The 15,152-nt window shown below is 46.7% G+C and carries 19 protein-coding genes and 1 tRNA gene; 9 read left to right on the top strand and 11 right to left on the bottom strand.

Annotated elements, in window-relative coordinates:
• Positions 1-38: 38 nt before the first annotated feature.
• Entirely contained in the window at positions 39-614 is a 576-nt protein-coding gene (locus tag KNO66_RS12490) for a GNAT family N-acetyltransferase (protein WP_214742787.1), read from the bottom strand.
• A gap of 100 nt (positions 615-714) precedes the next feature.
• Here KNO66_RS12490 and KNO66_RS12485 point away from each other — a divergent pair, with 100 nt between their 5' ends.
• The gene (locus KNO66_RS12485) at positions 715-1,464 is read left to right on the top strand and encodes a sugar nucleotide-binding protein (protein WP_214742786.1); all 750 of its coding nucleotides are present in this window, start codon (positions 715-717) and stop codon (positions 1,462-1,464) included.
• A gap of 56 nt (positions 1,465-1,520) precedes the next feature.
• On the opposite strand, the gene KNO66_RS12480 is transcribed toward KNO66_RS12485, so the two are convergent.
• Positions 1,521-2,753 carry a cytochrome P450 gene (locus tag KNO66_RS12480; RefSeq protein ID WP_214742785.1) on the bottom strand — a complete coding sequence of 411 codons (1,233 nt, stop codon included), beginning with the start codon at positions 2,751-2,753 and terminating at the stop codon, positions 1,521-1,523.
• An 87-nt stretch (positions 2,754-2,840) separates the two neighbouring features.
• Here KNO66_RS12480 and KNO66_RS12475 point away from each other — a divergent pair, with 87 nt between their 5' ends.
• Entirely contained in the window at positions 2,841-3,206 is a 366-nt protein-coding gene (locus tag KNO66_RS12475; RefSeq protein WP_214742784.1) for a potassium channel family protein, read from the top strand.
• Between the two features lie 17 nt (positions 3,207-3,223).
• Here KNO66_RS12475 and KNO66_RS12470 read toward each other — a convergent pair whose 3' ends face one another.
• Positions 3,224-4,576 carry an alanine/glycine:cation symporter family protein gene (locus tag KNO66_RS12470; protein ID WP_214742783.1) on the bottom strand — a complete coding sequence of 451 codons (1,353 nt, stop codon included), beginning with the start codon at positions 4,574-4,576 and terminating at the stop codon, positions 3,224-3,226.
• A 128-nt stretch (positions 4,577-4,704) separates the two neighbouring features.
• Positions 4,705-4,974, bottom strand: coding sequence for a membrane protein insertion efficiency factor YidD (gene yidD / locus KNO66_RS12465; RefSeq protein WP_214742782.1), 270 nt, complete (start codon positions 4,972-4,974; stop codon positions 4,705-4,707).
• A gap of 192 nt (positions 4,975-5,166) precedes the next feature.
• Here yidD and KNO66_RS12460 point away from each other — a divergent pair, with 192 nt between their 5' ends.
• The 4 genes from KNO66_RS12460 (at position 5,167) to KNO66_RS12445 (ending at position 8,538) form a co-directional block, all read left to right on the top strand.
• Positions 5,167-5,955: a pyrroline-5-carboxylate reductase family protein gene (locus tag KNO66_RS12460; protein ID WP_251128144.1), complete on the top strand. Its 789-nt coding sequence runs from the start codon at positions 5,167-5,169 to the stop codon at positions 5,953-5,955.
• 143 nt (positions 5,956-6,098) lie between these two features.
• Positions 6,099-6,335, top strand: a complete 237-nt coding sequence (locus KNO66_RS12455) for a FeoA family protein (protein ID WP_214742780.1) — start codon at positions 6,099-6,101, stop codon at positions 6,333-6,335.
• On the top strand, positions 6,332-8,308 hold the full coding sequence (gene feoB, locus KNO66_RS12450) for a ferrous iron transport protein B (RefSeq protein WP_214742779.1): 1,977 nt from the start codon (positions 6,332-6,334) through the stop codon (positions 8,306-8,308). The genes KNO66_RS12455 and feoB overlap by 4 nt, the downstream gene beginning before the upstream one ends.
• Positions 8,309-8,319: 11 nt before the next feature.
• Positions 8,320-8,538: a FeoB-associated Cys-rich membrane protein gene (locus KNO66_RS12445; protein WP_214742778.1), complete on the top strand. Its 219-nt coding sequence runs from the start codon at positions 8,320-8,322 to the stop codon at positions 8,536-8,538.
• Positions 8,539-8,559: 21 nt separating this feature from the next.
• Here the strand turns inward: KNO66_RS12445 and KNO66_RS12440 are convergent, their stop codons facing one another.
• The 6 genes from KNO66_RS12440 to KNO66_RS12415 all read right to left on the bottom strand — a co-directional run bounded on the left by KNO66_RS12440 (position 8,560) and on the right by KNO66_RS12415 (position 11,427).
• Positions 8,560-9,255 carry a DUF554 domain-containing protein gene (locus KNO66_RS12440; RefSeq protein WP_214742777.1) on the bottom strand — a complete coding sequence of 232 codons (696 nt, stop codon included), beginning with the start codon at positions 9,253-9,255 and terminating at the stop codon, positions 8,560-8,562.
• Positions 9,256-9,404: 149 nt separating this feature from the next.
• Positions 9,405-9,477 (bottom strand) — tRNA-Val (locus KNO66_RS12435).
• Positions 9,478-9,564: 87 nt separating this feature from the next.
• Positions 9,565-10,122 (bottom strand): GNAT family N-acetyltransferase, encoded by a 558-nt coding sequence (locus KNO66_RS12430; protein WP_214742776.1) that lies wholly within the window; start codon positions 10,120-10,122, stop codon positions 9,565-9,567.
• A 75-nt stretch (positions 10,123-10,197) separates the two neighbouring features.
• Positions 10,198-10,512, bottom strand: a complete 315-nt coding sequence (locus KNO66_RS12425; RefSeq protein ID WP_214742775.1) for a DMT family transporter — start codon at positions 10,510-10,512, stop codon at positions 10,198-10,200.
• Complete coding sequence (locus tag KNO66_RS12420) at positions 10,509-10,853, bottom strand: DMT family transporter (protein ID WP_214742774.1); 345 nt, start codon at positions 10,851-10,853, stop codon at positions 10,509-10,511. The genes KNO66_RS12425 and KNO66_RS12420 overlap by 4 nt, the downstream gene beginning before the upstream one ends.
• Complete coding sequence (locus tag KNO66_RS12415) at positions 10,846-11,427, bottom strand: TetR/AcrR family transcriptional regulator (RefSeq protein WP_214742773.1); 582 nt, start codon at positions 11,425-11,427, stop codon at positions 10,846-10,848. The genes KNO66_RS12420 and KNO66_RS12415 overlap by 8 nt, the downstream gene beginning before the upstream one ends.
• Positions 11,428-11,541: 114 nt before the next feature.
• Here KNO66_RS12415 and KNO66_RS12410 point away from each other — a divergent pair, with 114 nt between their 5' ends.
• Positions 11,542-12,324: an alpha/beta hydrolase gene (locus KNO66_RS12410; protein WP_214742772.1), complete on the top strand. Its 783-nt coding sequence runs from the start codon at positions 11,542-11,544 to the stop codon at positions 12,322-12,324.
• A gap of 40 nt (positions 12,325-12,364) precedes the next feature.
• Here the strand turns inward: KNO66_RS12410 and KNO66_RS12405 are convergent, their stop codons facing one another.
• Complete coding sequence (locus KNO66_RS12405; protein WP_214742771.1) at positions 12,365-13,603, bottom strand: aminopeptidase; 1,239 nt, start codon at positions 13,601-13,603, stop codon at positions 12,365-12,367.
• Positions 13,604-13,715: 112 nt separating this feature from the next.
• Here KNO66_RS12405 and KNO66_RS12400 point away from each other — a divergent pair, with 112 nt between their 5' ends.
• Positions 13,716-14,123 carry a YkvA family protein gene (locus KNO66_RS12400; RefSeq protein ID WP_214742770.1) on the top strand — a complete coding sequence of 136 codons (408 nt, stop codon included), beginning with the start codon at positions 13,716-13,718 and terminating at the stop codon, positions 14,121-14,123.
• Positions 14,124-14,198: 75 nt separating this feature from the next.
• The gene (locus tag KNO66_RS12395; protein WP_214742769.1) at positions 14,199-15,065 is read left to right on the top strand and encodes a YitT family protein; all 867 of its coding nucleotides are present in this window, start codon (positions 14,199-14,201) and stop codon (positions 15,063-15,065) included.
• Positions 15,066-15,152: the final 87 nt, after the last annotated feature.

Raw genomic sequence — 15,152 nt, 5'->3', positions numbered from 1 at the left:
TTTAGTATAGTCGAGAACAATTATTTGCGCATCCGCTTTTAGACCGAGAATGGAGTCGAATCGACTTCTTTTTTCATATAGTCAAATCGCGCTCCCGAAATGTCGATTTCCTTTTCCTTTTGAAATCCGAGACGAGTATATAAGCGATGCGCCGCAGGATTTTCTTGGTCTACATTCAATGTGACGACGGGTACACCCCGTTCCTTTGCGACCGTCACAATATGTTCGATTAACTTCGTTCCGATTCCACGACCTCCGAATGCCTCCGCGACAGCCAGCGAATCGATATATTGAACGAACCCTTCCGTCTCGACATCTAATTCCGTCGCGCTCCCATGTGCCGTCAACCATTCCCGAATCGGACGATCTAATGCTTCCGCCTCGTCCCCTCGATACGAAATGATCATGCCAGCTACTTCCCCTTCTATATCGGCGACCCATATGTTTTCGTGGCTTAAACGATTCTTCGGTTTCTCCACCCACATCGCCAATCGCTCTAATACTTCATCGGTATACGTCGATCCCGTCAACGTGTACGCAATCTCATGTATCGCCTGATACATGAGGGGTGCAATTTGTTTACTATCTTGTTTTGTCGCTTGTCGTATCTTCATGATTGATCCCTCCATCATTTAGTCTAGCATAGCTGCCCACAACGGTAGTTTGTCTGCACTCGTTTTGTGGCATCATATAAAGAGAAAGGGGCGAAACGAAATGAGAGCAATTATTACTGGAATGAACGGCACGGTAGCACCGGTTGTTGCCGAAACTTTACAGCGCCATGGCATTGAAGGGATTGCATGGAATCGTGAGCAAGTGTCTACGACAGACGAACAGGAGATGCGACAATTCATTGAAAGCGTCCGTCCGGATTATTTTTTACATATCGGTATGGGACCGGTTGAATGGGCTGAGACGCTCGCTCGTTTATGCGGGGAGATGAAGATTCCGTTCTTGTTCACGAGTACAGTGTCGATTTTTTCAGATGATGTGACCGGACCCATCTCATCGGACACGGCACCAGATGCTGAAGATGACTATGGAAAATATAAACGTGACTGCGAACGAGCCATCGTTCGCGTCAACCCGGGTGCTCAGATTGTTCGTCTCGGGTGGCAAATTGGGGATGAAGCCGGATCGAACAATATGATGGACTATTTTACAAACGAGATGAAACAACGAGGTGTCATTCAAGCGAGTGAGCATTGGTATCCATCTTGCTCATTTTTACCGGATACAGCAGAAGCTCTATTCGAAATCTTGACGAAACGCGGGCCCGGCATCTATCAGCTAAACGGAAATGCCAACTATTCGTTATACGACATTGCTGTCGGGCTAAAAGAGCTTCATGACGCCGATTGGCAGATTGAATGCACGGATGAACCGAAACGGGATAACCGAATGATTGACCCATCCGTCCCCATCCGTCCGATATCAAAGCGTCTAAATTTGCAAACGAAATAAACCGTACCCCATACAAAACGCCTACTCAATCAAGAGTAGGCGTTTGCATATTCGAATTATTTTACATCAGTCAATCGCAGTTTACTTTTTGGTAGACTCGGCATATCAACGAAGCTATAACTCAAGTCTTGAGGAGGAACAGTATACGAGAACTCTTCGGTAAACAATTCAATGACTTGTTCGAGGATTGCAATCGTCACGTGCTCCCCTGCACAACGATGTCCAAAATCTACATCTCCCCCTCCTTGCGGGATAAAATTGAACGGACTCTCCTTCCAGTCCATAAAACGAGCAGGATCAAATTGATCGGGTTCTGTCCAAATCGAGGAGTCGTGGTTTGTTCCATAGAGATCAAGGAGCGTCAGCGTTCCTTCAGTAAACGCGTATCCGTCCCATTCAAAATCGGTGTCGACCCGAGCTGCCGCAACTGGAAAGAATGGATAGAAACGTCTCACTTCTTGGACAAAGGCCGTTTTCGAAACCTGCCCTTGCTTTACTTGTTCTCTTTCTTTAGGGAATTGATGAAGCGCTAGGACCGTAAAGAGGACATAGACCGAGATGGCAACAGTCGGTCGCAAAATGTTTAACACTTCAACAGCCACTACTTCTTCAGGCAACAGCTCACCAGATTCATCACGATGCCACGAAAATTCATAAAGTGCCGTCTGTTTATTCGGTAACAATCGATTTGACCGTACTTCTTTGACCATTTGTCGAATCCACGCTTCAGCGGAACTTCGTGCTTTCCGACCTTGCACATACGTCGGACCTAGAGAGGTACCCGATTCAAATAACAATCTCATTTCATCGGTCCGCTTCGCTACTTCGTCTCGCTCAAGTGGAACTCCAGCCCACTCACAGACAGCTTTCATCAATACCTGTTGCGCCTCGTCATACAAAACGATTTCTTCTTCAGCATGTCGGATTCGTCTCCATTCACGGTCCGTCAGCCGAAGCAGACGATCGATGTTCTCTTTTGTCATCAAGGACATGAACATACGTTTCCTGAGCGTATGTGCCGCCCCATTCAATGTTTGCACCCCATCTTCCCCGAATAGTGTTTTGAGAAGACGTTTCGGCGCGGCATCCTGACGTGTAAATTTGTCCGCATCATAAAACAAGGCAGCTGCCTCCTCTCCTCCAAGACAAATCACACGCTCCCCAAGCAGGCGCGTCTCAAAGATGTCGGATTGAAAACTCTTCCGTCGATTGGCGACGAATAAATATCCCTCTCGTAAAAAATCGACACTATGGTCGAGTCCTTCTTGCTTCGGTATGACTTTTGCCATCTACCTCACCCTTTCTCTTTTTTCGAACTACAAAGGATGTTCCCCTGTTGTTAGCGAACAAACCTAATATCGAAAGGAGCGAGTGATATGCTACCGTTCTTACTAACTTTACGTCGAATCGTACGAGGTATTTGGCGCGGACTGCGTGACCCTGAGTTCCAAGTGTTATTCAGCCTCGCCTTTCTCACCATTCTGTCCGGTACACTTTTTTATACACGATTCGAGGCGATGCGATGGTTAGATGCACTTTATTTTAGTGTCATCACGTTAACGACGATCGGGTATGGTGATTTTGCACCGCAGACCGACATCGGGAAAATCTTCACAATCGGCTATGTCATCACAGGTGTCGGTATCATGGTCGGCTTTATCACAAAGGTATTCGACCACTTACAAAAAGCACGGCTCGATGAATTAGAAGCAAAACAAAAGACGCCACCCTCTGATTCATGAGGATGGCGTCCTTCCGTTTAGGAAACTTTCCGATTTTCAATTTCAAGCTGTTGGTTGAAGCGTTTCGTTTCCGCGATGACGACACCCGACAAGAAGAGAAGACCAATCAAGTTCGGGATGGCCATCAGACCGTTAAAGACATCGGACAGTGCCCAAACTAAGTTCAGATTGGTCGTCATGGCACCTAGCCCCGCCACAAGGACAAAGGCAATCCGATATGGAATGATTGACTTCTGCCCAAATAAGTAATGAATCGAGCGTTCCCCGTAATAAGACCAACCGAGCACTGTCGAATAGGCGAATAAAACAAGGCCAATGGTGACAATATATCCCCCCGCAGGACCGAGGAATAATTCGAATGTAGCCGAAGTCAATTCAACCCCTTCTAATCCCGTACCGATTTGGCCACCCATGACGAGTGTCAATCCTGTCACCGAACAGACGACAAGCGTATCTAAGAAGACTTGTGTCATCGAGACGAGTGCCTGACGACCTGGCATGTCCGTTTTCGCTGCTGCTGCAGCGATTGGGGCAGAGCCGAGACCCGCTTCGTTCGAAAAGACACCGCGTGCGACGCCATAACGGATTGCAGCCCCAATTGCCCCCCCACCGATAGCCTCTGCACTGAACGTACTGCTAAAGATGAGTGAGAACGCATCCGGAATCAATGAGTAGTTCATAATCATGATGACTAAACCGCTACCTAAGTAGAAGGCGATCATAACAGGTACAAAGTAACTGACCACTTTCCCTATAGATCGAACGCCTCCTAAGATGACGGCACCCGTAAAAATCATAATGAGGATCCCTGATATGTATAATGGTACGTCGAATGTCGTTTTAAGCGCCAATGCGACGGAGTTTGTCTGAACCCCGTTTCCGATACCAAACGCCGCAATGGATGCGAATGCCGCAAAAGCGACCGCTAACCAGCGCTGATTCAATCCTCGTTCTAGATAGTACATCGGCCCACCGGCCATCTGACCTCGTTCATCGGTCACCCGATATTTGACGGCAAGGACCGCTTCCGCATACTTTGTCGCCATCCCAAAGAATCCAGAGACCCACATCCAGACGATCGCACCCGGACCTCCTAATACAACCGCTGTCGACACCCCGACGATGTTCCCCGTACCGACGGTTGCCGCAAGGGCGGTCATGAGGGCTTGGAAGTGACTGATGTCCCCTCTCGAAGATTGATCTTGGTTTTTTGAGAACGCCAATTTCAACGCATACGGTAATTTAGTAACTTGAATCCCACCTAGACGCACCGTCAAGTAAATGCCTGTCCCCACAAGCAAAATCAAGAGCGGTGGTCCCCATACAAAGTTGGATGCCGTACTCACCCATTCACTAAATGATTGCCCCATAATAAAGTATCCCCTTCCCCGAAGAATAGTGTACGCTTCTATTTTTTCAGAATACTTAGAACAATGCAAAAGTATTGTACTAAAACAATAATCAAATAAATCTTCTGTATAAAAACAGCGAGACGAACTTAATCGTCTCGCTGCGACTCTGGTTTTTCTCGTTGCAAAGGCGCTTTCCAATCGAATGTATCCGGTACATAATCTAGGCCACCTGGATGGAACGGTTGACACCGAATAAGCCGACGTGCGGTTAAATAGCTCCCTTTGATGGCTCCATGCTTTTCAATCGCTTCAATCCCGTAATGTGAACAGCTCGGATAAAATCGGCATGTTGGTGGTTTTAACGGTGAAATAAAACGTTGATAACCTTGAATTCCTTTTACGAGTACACGTTTCACTCAAATTCGCCTCACTCTTTTGAATTAGAGCCATCATAACGCGATTTGAAATGTTTGTCATGTTCATCGATTCATGTGACAAATCCTTTTCCATCTCCTTACATATGAGCAAGATGGGCGATATTCGAGAGCAGGTTTGTTATGATAGTCAACATAACTATTGACCGAATCGAAAAGAAGAGGTGACGAATGATGAATCAATTATTAATGGTCGGTGCAGGATCGATGAGTGAGGCACTCGTTCGAGGGTGGATCGACTCTGGAATCGAACCAACACAGATCACAATGACGAACCGTAGTGACCGGGAACGGTTACTCGCATTGCAAAGTGAACTCGGTGTTCAAATCGTCGAAGAAGAAGACGTCAACGACTATGACATCGTTGTACTTGCCATGCAACCGGATGGCGTCATTCCGTACGTGGAATCGAAAGAATGGACGACCCCATTACTCCTGTCTGTTGCGGCCCACATCGAACCAAGTCAGTTAGAAGAAATTTCTGGTCTCCCTGCCGTATGTGCGATGCCGAATACTCCTGTCGCCTATCGTAGCGGAATGACAGGATTATGGTTTGGACCCGAGACGGACGAGGCGGATCGAGAGAAAGCGACTGCTCTCTTTGAACGAGTTGGTCGAACGGCCGTCACCGATGCGAAAACGATGTCTGCCTTCATGGCAGCAGCAGGTTGTAGCCCGGCCTTCTTTTATGAGATTGTCGGTGCGATGACACCGGTCTTGACCGATGTGGGATATGATGAGGCGACGGCTCGTCAAATTGTCGCTCAAGCGATGAAAGGCTCAGCTGAGTTACTTTCACACGAGACACGCGCAACGAAGGACCTGATTGCTGACGTGGCTGCTCCAGGTGGACCGACAGACCGAGGCGTCGGCGTACTGCGTGAACGTAACCTTGCCGACGTGATGGCTTCAGCCTTACGTGAGAGCGCTAAAGAAGAGCATGAAACGATCGAAGAGGCGTAAACGATATTCGTTTACGCTTTTTTATGTTCACTCGACCTTATTCATTATCAAATATAACTTTTTACATGAACAATATTTCACTTTTTCAGTGAACGTGATACGATAGCGAATGAGAATCGTTATCAAAAGATAGGAAGGGTATTATGAATCGATTACGTCATATCACGTTGAATCAAACCGTCATTCTATCTGATTTGACTAAAGTTGATGATCGCTTGCGTCGCCGAATGATTTCACTTGGGTTTTATGAGGGGTGTTCGGTACGAGTAAAACGAAAAGCTATTTTTTCAGGACCGCTCACAATTGAACAAGTAGATCATCAACAAATTATCGCCATCCGAAGATCAGATGCCGAAAAAATCGGAGTGATTGTGCCATGAATCAACGAATCGCATTGATTGGCAACCCAAATACAGGAAAAACCTCATTATTTAATCGATTGACAGGCTCGTTCGCCCACGTTGGGAACTGGGCAGGCGTCACAATCGAACAAAAAGTTGGTCAGTTGCACGGGAAAGTTGGACAGCTCATCGATTTGCCCGGTGTATACGACCTAGACCCGCTCTCAGCAGATGAGGCTATTGTTTCTCGCTTCCTACTTCACGAACCGTTTGACGGGATGATTAACATCGTCGATGCCTCGCAGCTAGAACGGAACTTACAACTCACCCTGCAACTTTTAGAGATGGGGCGTCCGCTTCAAATCGGCTTGAACATGGTTGACGTAGCAGAAAACCGTGGGATGCATGTTGATCTCGACAAATTAAAAACACTCCTTCAAGTAGATGTCTTCCCTATTACGGCACGAACGGGAGATGGATGTGATGTCTTGCTCTCATCGATCCAAATGGAAAAACGTCAACCGTTCGAGTTGAACTATGGTCTTGAAACAGAAGAAGCGATTACACAGATCCTTCGTTTAACCGGCCTTTCGAGAACAGATCGTTGGATTGCGATTCAATACTTGGCTGGGAATCGAATCATCGTTAACCATTTAGAGACGTCCTTCCCGGATGTCGTCACCGTTCGTAAGCATCTCGAAGCCACTCTCGGACGCTTTGCACACGCACATATCACTGAGCGTCGTCGCGATTGGGCGAAACAGATTCGACACCAAGTCATTGAAAATCAAAATGCACAGCACGTGACGATGACCGATCGTATTGATGCCATCGTGACACATCCCATTTTAGGTTTGCCCATCTTCTTCGGGGTCCTGTATGCACTGTTTCATGTGACATTCAACTGGGTTGGTGCACCGCTCTCCGATGCGTTAGATGGACTTTTGTCTGGTCCGATCACATCAGGAACGGTTTGGATGTTAGAGGCTGTAGGCGCTTCTCCATTCATTCAAGCCCTTCTCGTAGACGGCGTCATTGCAGGTGTCGGGGGCGTATTGGTTTTCGTCCCGCAAATCTTTGTACTCTTTTTCTTCATTTCATTTTTGGAAGACTCGGGATATATGGCTCGGGTCGCCATCGTGATGGACCGTTTCATGCAACTCGTAGGGCTGAACGGAAAAAGCTTCATCCCGATGATTATCGGGTTCGGATGTAACGTCCCTGGAATCATGGCTGCCCGAACGGTGGAAGAGGAACGAGAACGTCTTGTTACCATCTTCATCTCACCGTTCATGTCTTGTTCGGCCCGACTTCCGATTTACGCTGTGTTTGCGGCAAGTTTCTTTGCCACTCATCAAGCGCTCGTCGTTCTCTCGCTTTACATGCTCGGAATTCTTCTTGCCTTGATTGCCGCTAAAATCTTTACGAAGGCACTAGCCGCTGAAGATCAGACAAGCTTATTCATCGTCGAACAACCCCCATATCGTGTCCCTCAAGGACTAACGTTGTGGCGTAGCACTTGGCAAAAAGCCAAAGGTTTCGTTCGAAAAGCGGGTACATTTATTTTTGGTGGTTCTGTGTTCATCTGGCTACTTGCCTATTCAGGTCCAAATGGCTTTGATGTACCGATGAACGAGAGCTTCTTGGCCCTGATCGGTGGATTGATTGCGACAGTACTCATCCCTCTCGGATTTGGGACTTGGCAAGCAGGCGCCTCGCTCATTACCGGATTCTTGGCAAAAGAAGTTGTCGTGTCTACGATGGCAATCATCTATGCGGTCGGCGAATCAGATTTATCGGAGTCGCTATTGCCCATCTTTACCCCGCTCAGCGCCTATAGCTTCATGGCATTCGTTTTGCTGTATGTCCCTTGTCTGGCGACAGTCGCTGTCATCCGGCGAGAAGTTGGTAGTGCCAAGTTGACGTGGTTCGCCAGTTTATATGGTCTTGGCGTTGCCTATGTCGTGTCGCTGATCATTTATCAAGTTGGTCGCTTATTCGGATTTGCGTAAGGAGGAAGATCATGTCATTCTTTGACTTACTCATCGGATTCATTGTATTTGGATATGCCGCATTTTCACTTTACCGCTACACACGTAAAGCAAAAGGCGGGAAATGTGCAACATGTGAAATTGAACCGACCTGTACAACGGCATGCGACGCAGCCGATTGGGATAAAATCATTGCGGAAGCTCTACAAAAAGAACCTTCAACTTTGCATTCAACCACGAAAAAAGACTGAATCGAATTCAGTCTTTTTTCTTTATAGCATATGGATCGTCGTGACAATCATCGCGACCACAAGAATGCCAGGCAATAAGTTAGCCACTCGTATTTTTGTAATACCAACCAAGTTCAAGCCAATCGCCACAATCATTACCCCACCGGTCGCGGTCATCTCTAAAATAAAGCTGTCCATAAGCGACTCTGGAATGAATTTCATGATTTGAATGGCAAGTAGTGCGATTCCGCCTTGATAGATGAGTACAGGTACAGCTGAAAACATCACACCGATTCCAAGTGTCGAACTTAACACGAGGGCTGTAAAACCATCAATCAAGCCTTTTGTATACAATACATCGTGGTCGCCCCGTAACCCACTGTCAAGTGCGCCAATAATCGCCATCGCTCCAATCACAAAGATGAGCGTGGCCGTCACAAACCCTTCCGCTACACTCGATTGACTCCCAAGACGCCGCTCCAGGCGATAACCAACTTCATTCAACAATTCATCTAACTTCCACCACTCCCCGAGCGCAGACCCGACGACAAGACTTCCGATGACAATCAAGAAGTTTTCACTTTTCATTCCCATCTGAATGCCAAGCAAGATAACTGCAAGTCCGATTGCGGCTGTCACCGTCTCTTTCATCCGCTCTGGAATACGATGAAATAAAAGACCTAACAATGCCCCGATGACGATTAATCCGGCATTGACGAGCGTTCCCGTTAGCACCATGCAACATTCCCCGTTTCGTTATGTATGTTAAGGAATATACCAATTGCTTTCGTTTGATGTCAACATACAAAAAAAGAGCCACTTCTCGCAAGAAGTGGCTTCGCGGAAACCCATGTTCCGGTGGGTTTCTCGAGGGTTTGGCACCCAAGTGATTCTGACTGGGCTCGAACCAGCGACCTCTACCCTGTCAAGGTAGCGCTCTCCCAGCTGAGCTACAGAATCAGGTCGTGTCCTCTCTTAAGGACACTATTAATATATCAAGAAACTATTGAGTTGGCAACAATTTTTTTCATCTTTTTTAAAACTATTTTATCGCGTCATTTGTTGGCGATCGATATGTCGGCATAATCGTTCCAGATCACCAGCATAAACGGATACGAGCATGTTTTGATATAACGTGTCGCGGTCCCAATGAAGACCGTTCGCTTTGGCGACACGCTGAGACGGAACGTTTTCCGGATGAATGAGCGAGATAATTTCCTTCTCTCCCTCGGTAAAAGCATGCTGCATCAATCGTGCGGCAGCTTCTCGTCCATATCCCATATGCCAATGCTTCGGTGTCAACCAATATCCCACTTCTAATTCAATTTTCCCGTCCAATTCATGCAACAGTGTACCGGCATGACCAATCGGTTCATCACTGTCAAACGTCATCAGTTTCAATAGCCCCGTTTGACGCCCAGTCTCGTAACGTGCTAATTGCCGTTCGAACCATTCGATTGTCTGTTCATCCGTATATGGTCTCCCGTCCGGACTGATGAAACGCATCACCCGAGGATCTTGGAGAAGCGATTTAACAAAATAGAAATCAGAAATCGTATACGGTTCAAACCGCAAACGTTCGGATTGCAACTCGACAAGATGCATCGTTTTCCGCCCCTTTCATTCATCCATCTCGTAATCTGAACTAATTAATTCCCTTTTTCAGATTGTTTCAACCCTTCACGCTACAACTTTTAATCCGATCACACTTCCGATAATCAAGATTAAATAAAAGATCCGCCAGCGACTTTTCGATTCGTTCAAATAAAGCATGCCTAATATGACACCGCCTGCCGCTCCAATCCCGACCCAAATGGAATAAGCTAGACTGAGTGGGATACCTTCAAGCGACTTTGATAACCAATAAAAGCTGAGCGAAAAGGATAGGACGGATGCAATCGACCATCTTATGATTTGATATCCTTTTGATTTCCCCATAAAAAATACGGCTGTCATTTCAGCGATTCCGGCGCCAATCAAGTAAACCCAACTCATGCTTCTTCGCCTCCTGTCACTTGTTTCAATCCGATGATTCCGATGATCAACGTCGTCACAAGTAAAAATTTCCAACCGCTGATCCCTTCATCAAATAAGAAGGCTCCGACAATCACCGTCCCGACTGCTCCAATTCCCGTGAACACGGCATACCCCGTCCCTGCCGGTAAAACGCGAAATGCCTTCGCCAATAATCCAAAACTAATGATTAAGAGGCCAATCGTCCACAATGTCGGACCGAGAACCGTGAATCCTTCTGACAACTTCATCGTCGTCGCCCACACGATTTCGAGTAGTCCTGCAAACAGGAGGGAGACCCATGCACCTTTTTCTTTACTCACGCCAGCCCACCCCTTTCTTAAAAACGCGGAACGCTGCGAGTTGTCGCATCTCCCGATCATCTTCAAATGTGAATAGAGACAAAAGAGCCCCATCTAAAAAGCAATAGTACGCCGCATAGAGTTCGTCGAGTGGTTGCAATGGCAAATCTCCACGCTCCATCGCGAGACGAAACTGTTCTTGTTCAAACTGTTTTAATTCCGCCTCTACTTCTCCAATCACTTCCTCAATATACTCTCGAAATTCCGGTGGTGGCACGAGTAGCATTCGCTTCGTCAACATCCACGTCTCATGATCACTAAAAAATGACGTGAGTGTACGAACGATCGACTCGATCCGTTCTAAAGGTGGTCGGTCTTCGGTACCCTCACATGTTTCCCGCCATGCTTCTTCGTAACGATTCGCCATATCCGTCACAACTTGCTTAAACAATTGCTCTTTCCCATCGATATGGGCATATAAAGAGGCCTTACGGATTCCGACATCCTCCGCAACGGCTGCGAGTGATACTCCTTCATATCCTTCACGTGCGAATCGAGTGCGTGCAGATTGCATGATTTTTTCTTTTGTATTCACGTCATTCACTCTCCTTGCCTCACACTTTACCTAACGAACGGTAGGTAGTCAAGGAATCTAGTTGTATTTTGAATGATGATTCTCCACAATACAAGGTGAAAGAGGTGAAAAAAGATGATTGAACAATTGAACGTGACGATTCCGACGGAGAAGGTGCGTGGTCAAAAACGGATTGTCCGCGTGTTTCGGCCCGACTGGGTCGATGTCGACACCCGTTTACCCGTCCTTTATATGCATGATGGGCAAAATGTATTCTCAGGAAGCACGGCTACATATGGAGAAGGATGGGAAATCGACCGTTGCATCGATACACTCCGACTCCCCCTCATGGTCGTCGCCATCGCGAGCGCATCGAACTGGCTCGACCGATATGACGAATATTCATATGAAGAAGATGAGATGTTATATCGTCGTATCGGACCCGATCTTGCGAAAACACGTCCGACACTGGGTGGTCGAGGACGCATATACACGGACTGGATCATGCAAGAGTTGAAACCACGAATCGACAAAGAGTATGCGACATACCCAGAGGATGTCGGTGTCATGGGGAGTTCGATGGGTGGCGTCATCGCTTTATATATGATGGCGACTTATCCTTCCGTCAAAAAGATTGGTGCTCTTTCCACCGCAGCTTGGGCGAACCTTGAGCCGTTAATCCAAGCGTTGCAACAAGGGGAACTTAGAGGAAAACTGTATATGGATATCGGCACAAACGAAGAGAGCGGACCAATCACAGCGAGCGATTACTTGTTCACGAATGCAAAACTGATTGAAGCAATCGCAAAAAAAGGCGTCGCCTTCCGATATGAAGTGGAACCGGATGCGATTCATCACGAATCAGCATGGCGTCGCCGCTTGCCTCACGCTCTTCGCTATTTATACGACATCACATGAAAAGAGCGAATTCCGAAGAAATCGGAATTCGCTCTTTCGTTTAGATAACCCAGTTTCCGTCACGCATGATCGCTTCGCGCGTGCCGTCTTCCCGTTCCCCATCGATATTCATTTCGGCTGACCCGATCATAAAGTCAACGTGCGTCATTGAGTCGTTCGCCCCATTTGCCGCAAGTTCCTCTTGTGACATCGAAGGGCCACCTTCAAGACATGTCGAGTAAGCACGACCTAATGCCAAATGGCATGATGCATTTTCGTCAAACAATGTGTTGTAGAAGAGAAGACCTGAATTCGAGATTGGAGAATCATCTGGAACGAGTGCCACTTCACCGATGCGGCGTGCCCCTTCATCCATGTTCAACAATTCATCAAGAGCCGCTTGCCCTTTTTTCGCTTCTGCTTTGACGACTTTGCCGCCCTCAAACCAAAGGGTAAACTCATCAATCAAGTTTCCGCTATAGCTGAGTGGTTTTGTGCTCGACACGTGCCCCTCGACAGAATCTTTATCTGCAAGTGTGAACACTTCTTCAGTCGGCATGTTTGCAATGAAGTCGATTCCGTCCGCGTTCGGACCGCCACCACCGAGGAATACATGCTTTTTCGGAAGGCCGATTGTGAGCTCTGTTCCTGGCGCGCTGTAATGTAATTTCGCATACTTTTTCTCTGTTAACAGTTTCGCGCGACTACGGAGTGAATGATCGTGTTCGTCCCATGCCGCGACGACATCTTCTTGATCCATACGCGTTGCCGCAAAGATGGCCTGCCAAAGCGCTGCAACCGCATCTTCCCGATCTGGAAATACTTTTTGTGCCCATGCATCTGAAGCGCCTGCAACGATTGACCAACTGACATTGTCACTCATCACGTATTGACGCCATTTCGCAAGCGCTTGTCCTGCAGAACGGTTCGCATCTGAGATTCGTGACGACTCGACACCATTCAAGGCATCCGGGTCATCACTCACGATAGACAAAAATGCTGTTTTTTCTTCAGCCAATTGCTCAAAGCGTGCCTTGAGCCAATCCGGGAACTCTTTAAACGAATCTGCCGGCGCATCGAAAAAGCGAATTTTTGACGTTTCTTCATCACTCCAGTTGACGAATACTTGTTTCGCTCCTGCCGCATACGCAGCTTTCACCACGTGACGGACAAGTGGCGCCTGACTGATATCAGCACGTACTTCTAACTGTTGACCCGGTTGAATGTTTACCCCTTTTTTCACCGCTAGTTCTGCATAGCGTGCAAAATCTGCCTCTGTCGGCATAGAAATCATAGACATATGTATCGTTCCTCCTTTTCAGTTATCTTTATTTTCTTAAATTTCAGGAAAAGTTGCAACCAATGCGCAAAAACGGGCATATTAGTAATTGAAGAATGAAGGAGGAATACACATGGCAGATTGGAAAACAACATACACACATTTTTTAAAACAGGCGAAAGAAGACGTCCACGACCGTGAACAACTCGGTGACTTGCTCGTTCAAGGTGAGCGTGCGCTCGCAAAAGTCACGGTGGATGTGGCGTCCAACGAAATCAGCAATATCGAACGTGAGGAAGAACTTACTCTCTACTTTCAGATGAAACAAATGTTGAACATGTTGCGCGCATTATATAACAACCAATTCGACATGCAACCCGACAAGCAAGAAGAACTTGTGGCAGCGATTTTGTATTTTGTTTCACCGTTCGATGCGATTCCTGACGATGTCCCACTTGGTCTATTTGACGATGCCCAAGTCATCGATTATGTACATGAGCAATTAGCAAGTGACATCGACCGCTTTCATAACGAATTATGACTTGAAATGATTCACGAGTAGCAGTACGCTAGCAGAAGACTTTCTTAAAGGAGGCGTAAGGCCTAGCCATTACCTATGTATGCAAAAACTCGAAAACGGGTTGCCCTCGAAACGGTACTATTCATCATTGCCGGGACAATCCTTCAGTCTGTCTTTGTCAGCTTACTGCTAAAACCTAATGAAATCGGCTCAGGTGGAATTGTCGGGATCACCTTGATTTCGAATGAACTCTTCGGTACACCGATCGGGATGACCCAACTCGTCCTCAACATCCCGCTTTTCATCTTAGGGTTAAAATATTTAGGGCGCCGCTTCATTATGATGACGGGGATTGTCGTCGTGCTGTCCTCGATTCTCATTGATAGCTTGCCCATCCTGATTCCACCGACCCCACTCGACGATCCGCTTGTCGCTTCGGTATTTAGCGGGATTGTTTCAGGACTTGGACTCGCCCTTCTCCTATTCGCAGGAGCCTCTACTGGCGGACTCGATATTTTAGGAAAAGTGATCTATATGAATAATCGAAACTTATCGTTACCAAAAATATTTTTGACACAGGACATCATTGTCTATGTGTTGGTGTTCATCGTCTTTGATATTAAAGCCGTTATGTATGCTCTTGTGTTAAGTTTTGTCCGGTCACGCACGTTGCTCACAATTCATAAGTTCTTCTCCGCTCAAAAGCAATGTTTCATCATTTGCAAAAAAGCAGATGAAATCAATTTGGTCATCAAGCAGAACTTAAAACGTGGTGTCACCATCATGGATGCGACAGGCGGATATTCGAACGACTCGAAAAAAATGCTGTACGTTGTTGTTCAAAACAATGAAATTCCTAAACTTCGACAAATCGTATCTGACATTGATTCTGAGGCATTTGTCACTGTATCTGAAATCGATTCGGTCGTCGGGAACTTTAAAGAACACTCGTATACACTGTAAATCTAAAATTTTCGACAACAATATAGATTGTTGTCGATTTTTTGTGTAATCTTCGCTCACCTGTTCCGATAATAAATAAGAGCCCCA

Source organism: Exiguobacterium sp. s48 (assembly GCF_018617395.1).
In the GTDB taxonomy this organism is placed as follows: Bacteria; Bacillota; Bacilli; order Exiguobacteriales; family Exiguobacteriaceae; genus Exiguobacterium.
The sequence above is the reverse complement of the archived record's forward strand: the minus strand, read 5'-3'. Positions and strand labels throughout refer to the sequence as shown.

Bases quoted from the DNA above. Each gene is read 5' to 3' on its own strand.
- feoB (WP_214742779.1), top strand. From the start codon at position 6,332: ATGAATCAACGAATCGCATTGATTGGCAACCCAAATACAGGAAAAACC.
- KNO66_RS12400 (WP_214742770.1), top strand. From the start codon at position 13,716: ATGGCAGATTGGAAAACAACATACACACATTTTTTAAAACAGGCGAAA.
- KNO66_RS12440 (WP_214742777.1), bottom strand. From the start codon at position 9,255: ATGGTGCTAACGGGAACGCTCGTCAATGCCGGATTAATCGTCATCGGG.
- KNO66_RS12395 (WP_214742769.1), top strand. From the start codon at position 14,199: ATGTATGCAAAAACTCGAAAACGGGTTGCCCTCGAAACGGTACTATTC.
- KNO66_RS12460 (WP_251128144.1), top strand. From the start codon at position 5,167: ATGAATCAATTATTAATGGTCGGTGCAGGATCGATGAGTGAGGCACTC.
- KNO66_RS12430 (WP_214742776.1), bottom strand. From the start codon at position 10,122: ATGCATCTTGTCGAGTTGCAATCCGAACGTTTGCGGTTTGAACCGTAT.
- KNO66_RS12455 (WP_214742780.1), top strand. From the start codon at position 6,099: ATGAATCGATTACGTCATATCACGTTGAATCAAACCGTCATTCTATCT.
- KNO66_RS12470 (WP_214742783.1), bottom strand. From the start codon at position 4,576: ATGGGGCAATCATTTAGTGAATGGGTGAGTACGGCATCCAACTTTGTA.
- KNO66_RS12445 (WP_214742778.1), top strand. From the start codon at position 8,320: ATGTCATTCTTTGACTTACTCATCGGATTCATTGTATTTGGATATGCC.
- KNO66_RS12425 (WP_214742775.1), bottom strand. From the start codon at position 10,512: ATGAGTTGGGTTTACTTGATTGGCGCCGGAATCGCTGAAATGACAGCC.
- KNO66_RS12475 (WP_214742784.1), top strand. From the start codon at position 2,841: ATGCTACCGTTCTTACTAACTTTACGTCGAATCGTACGAGGTATTTGG.
- KNO66_RS12410 (WP_214742772.1), top strand. From the start codon at position 11,542: ATGATTGAACAATTGAACGTGACGATTCCGACGGAGAAGGTGCGTGGT.
- KNO66_RS12490 (WP_214742787.1), bottom strand. From the start codon at position 614: ATGAAGATACGACAAGCGACAAAACAAGATAGTAAACAAATTGCACCC.
- KNO66_RS12405 (WP_214742771.1), bottom strand. From the start codon at position 13,603: ATGTCTATGATTTCTATGCCGACAGAGGCAGATTTTGCACGCTATGCA.
- KNO66_RS12480 (WP_214742785.1), bottom strand. From the start codon at position 2,753: ATGGCAAAAGTCATACCGAAGCAAGAAGGACTCGACCATAGTGTCGAT.
- KNO66_RS12485 (WP_214742786.1), top strand. From the start codon at position 715: ATGAGAGCAATTATTACTGGAATGAACGGCACGGTAGCACCGGTTGTT.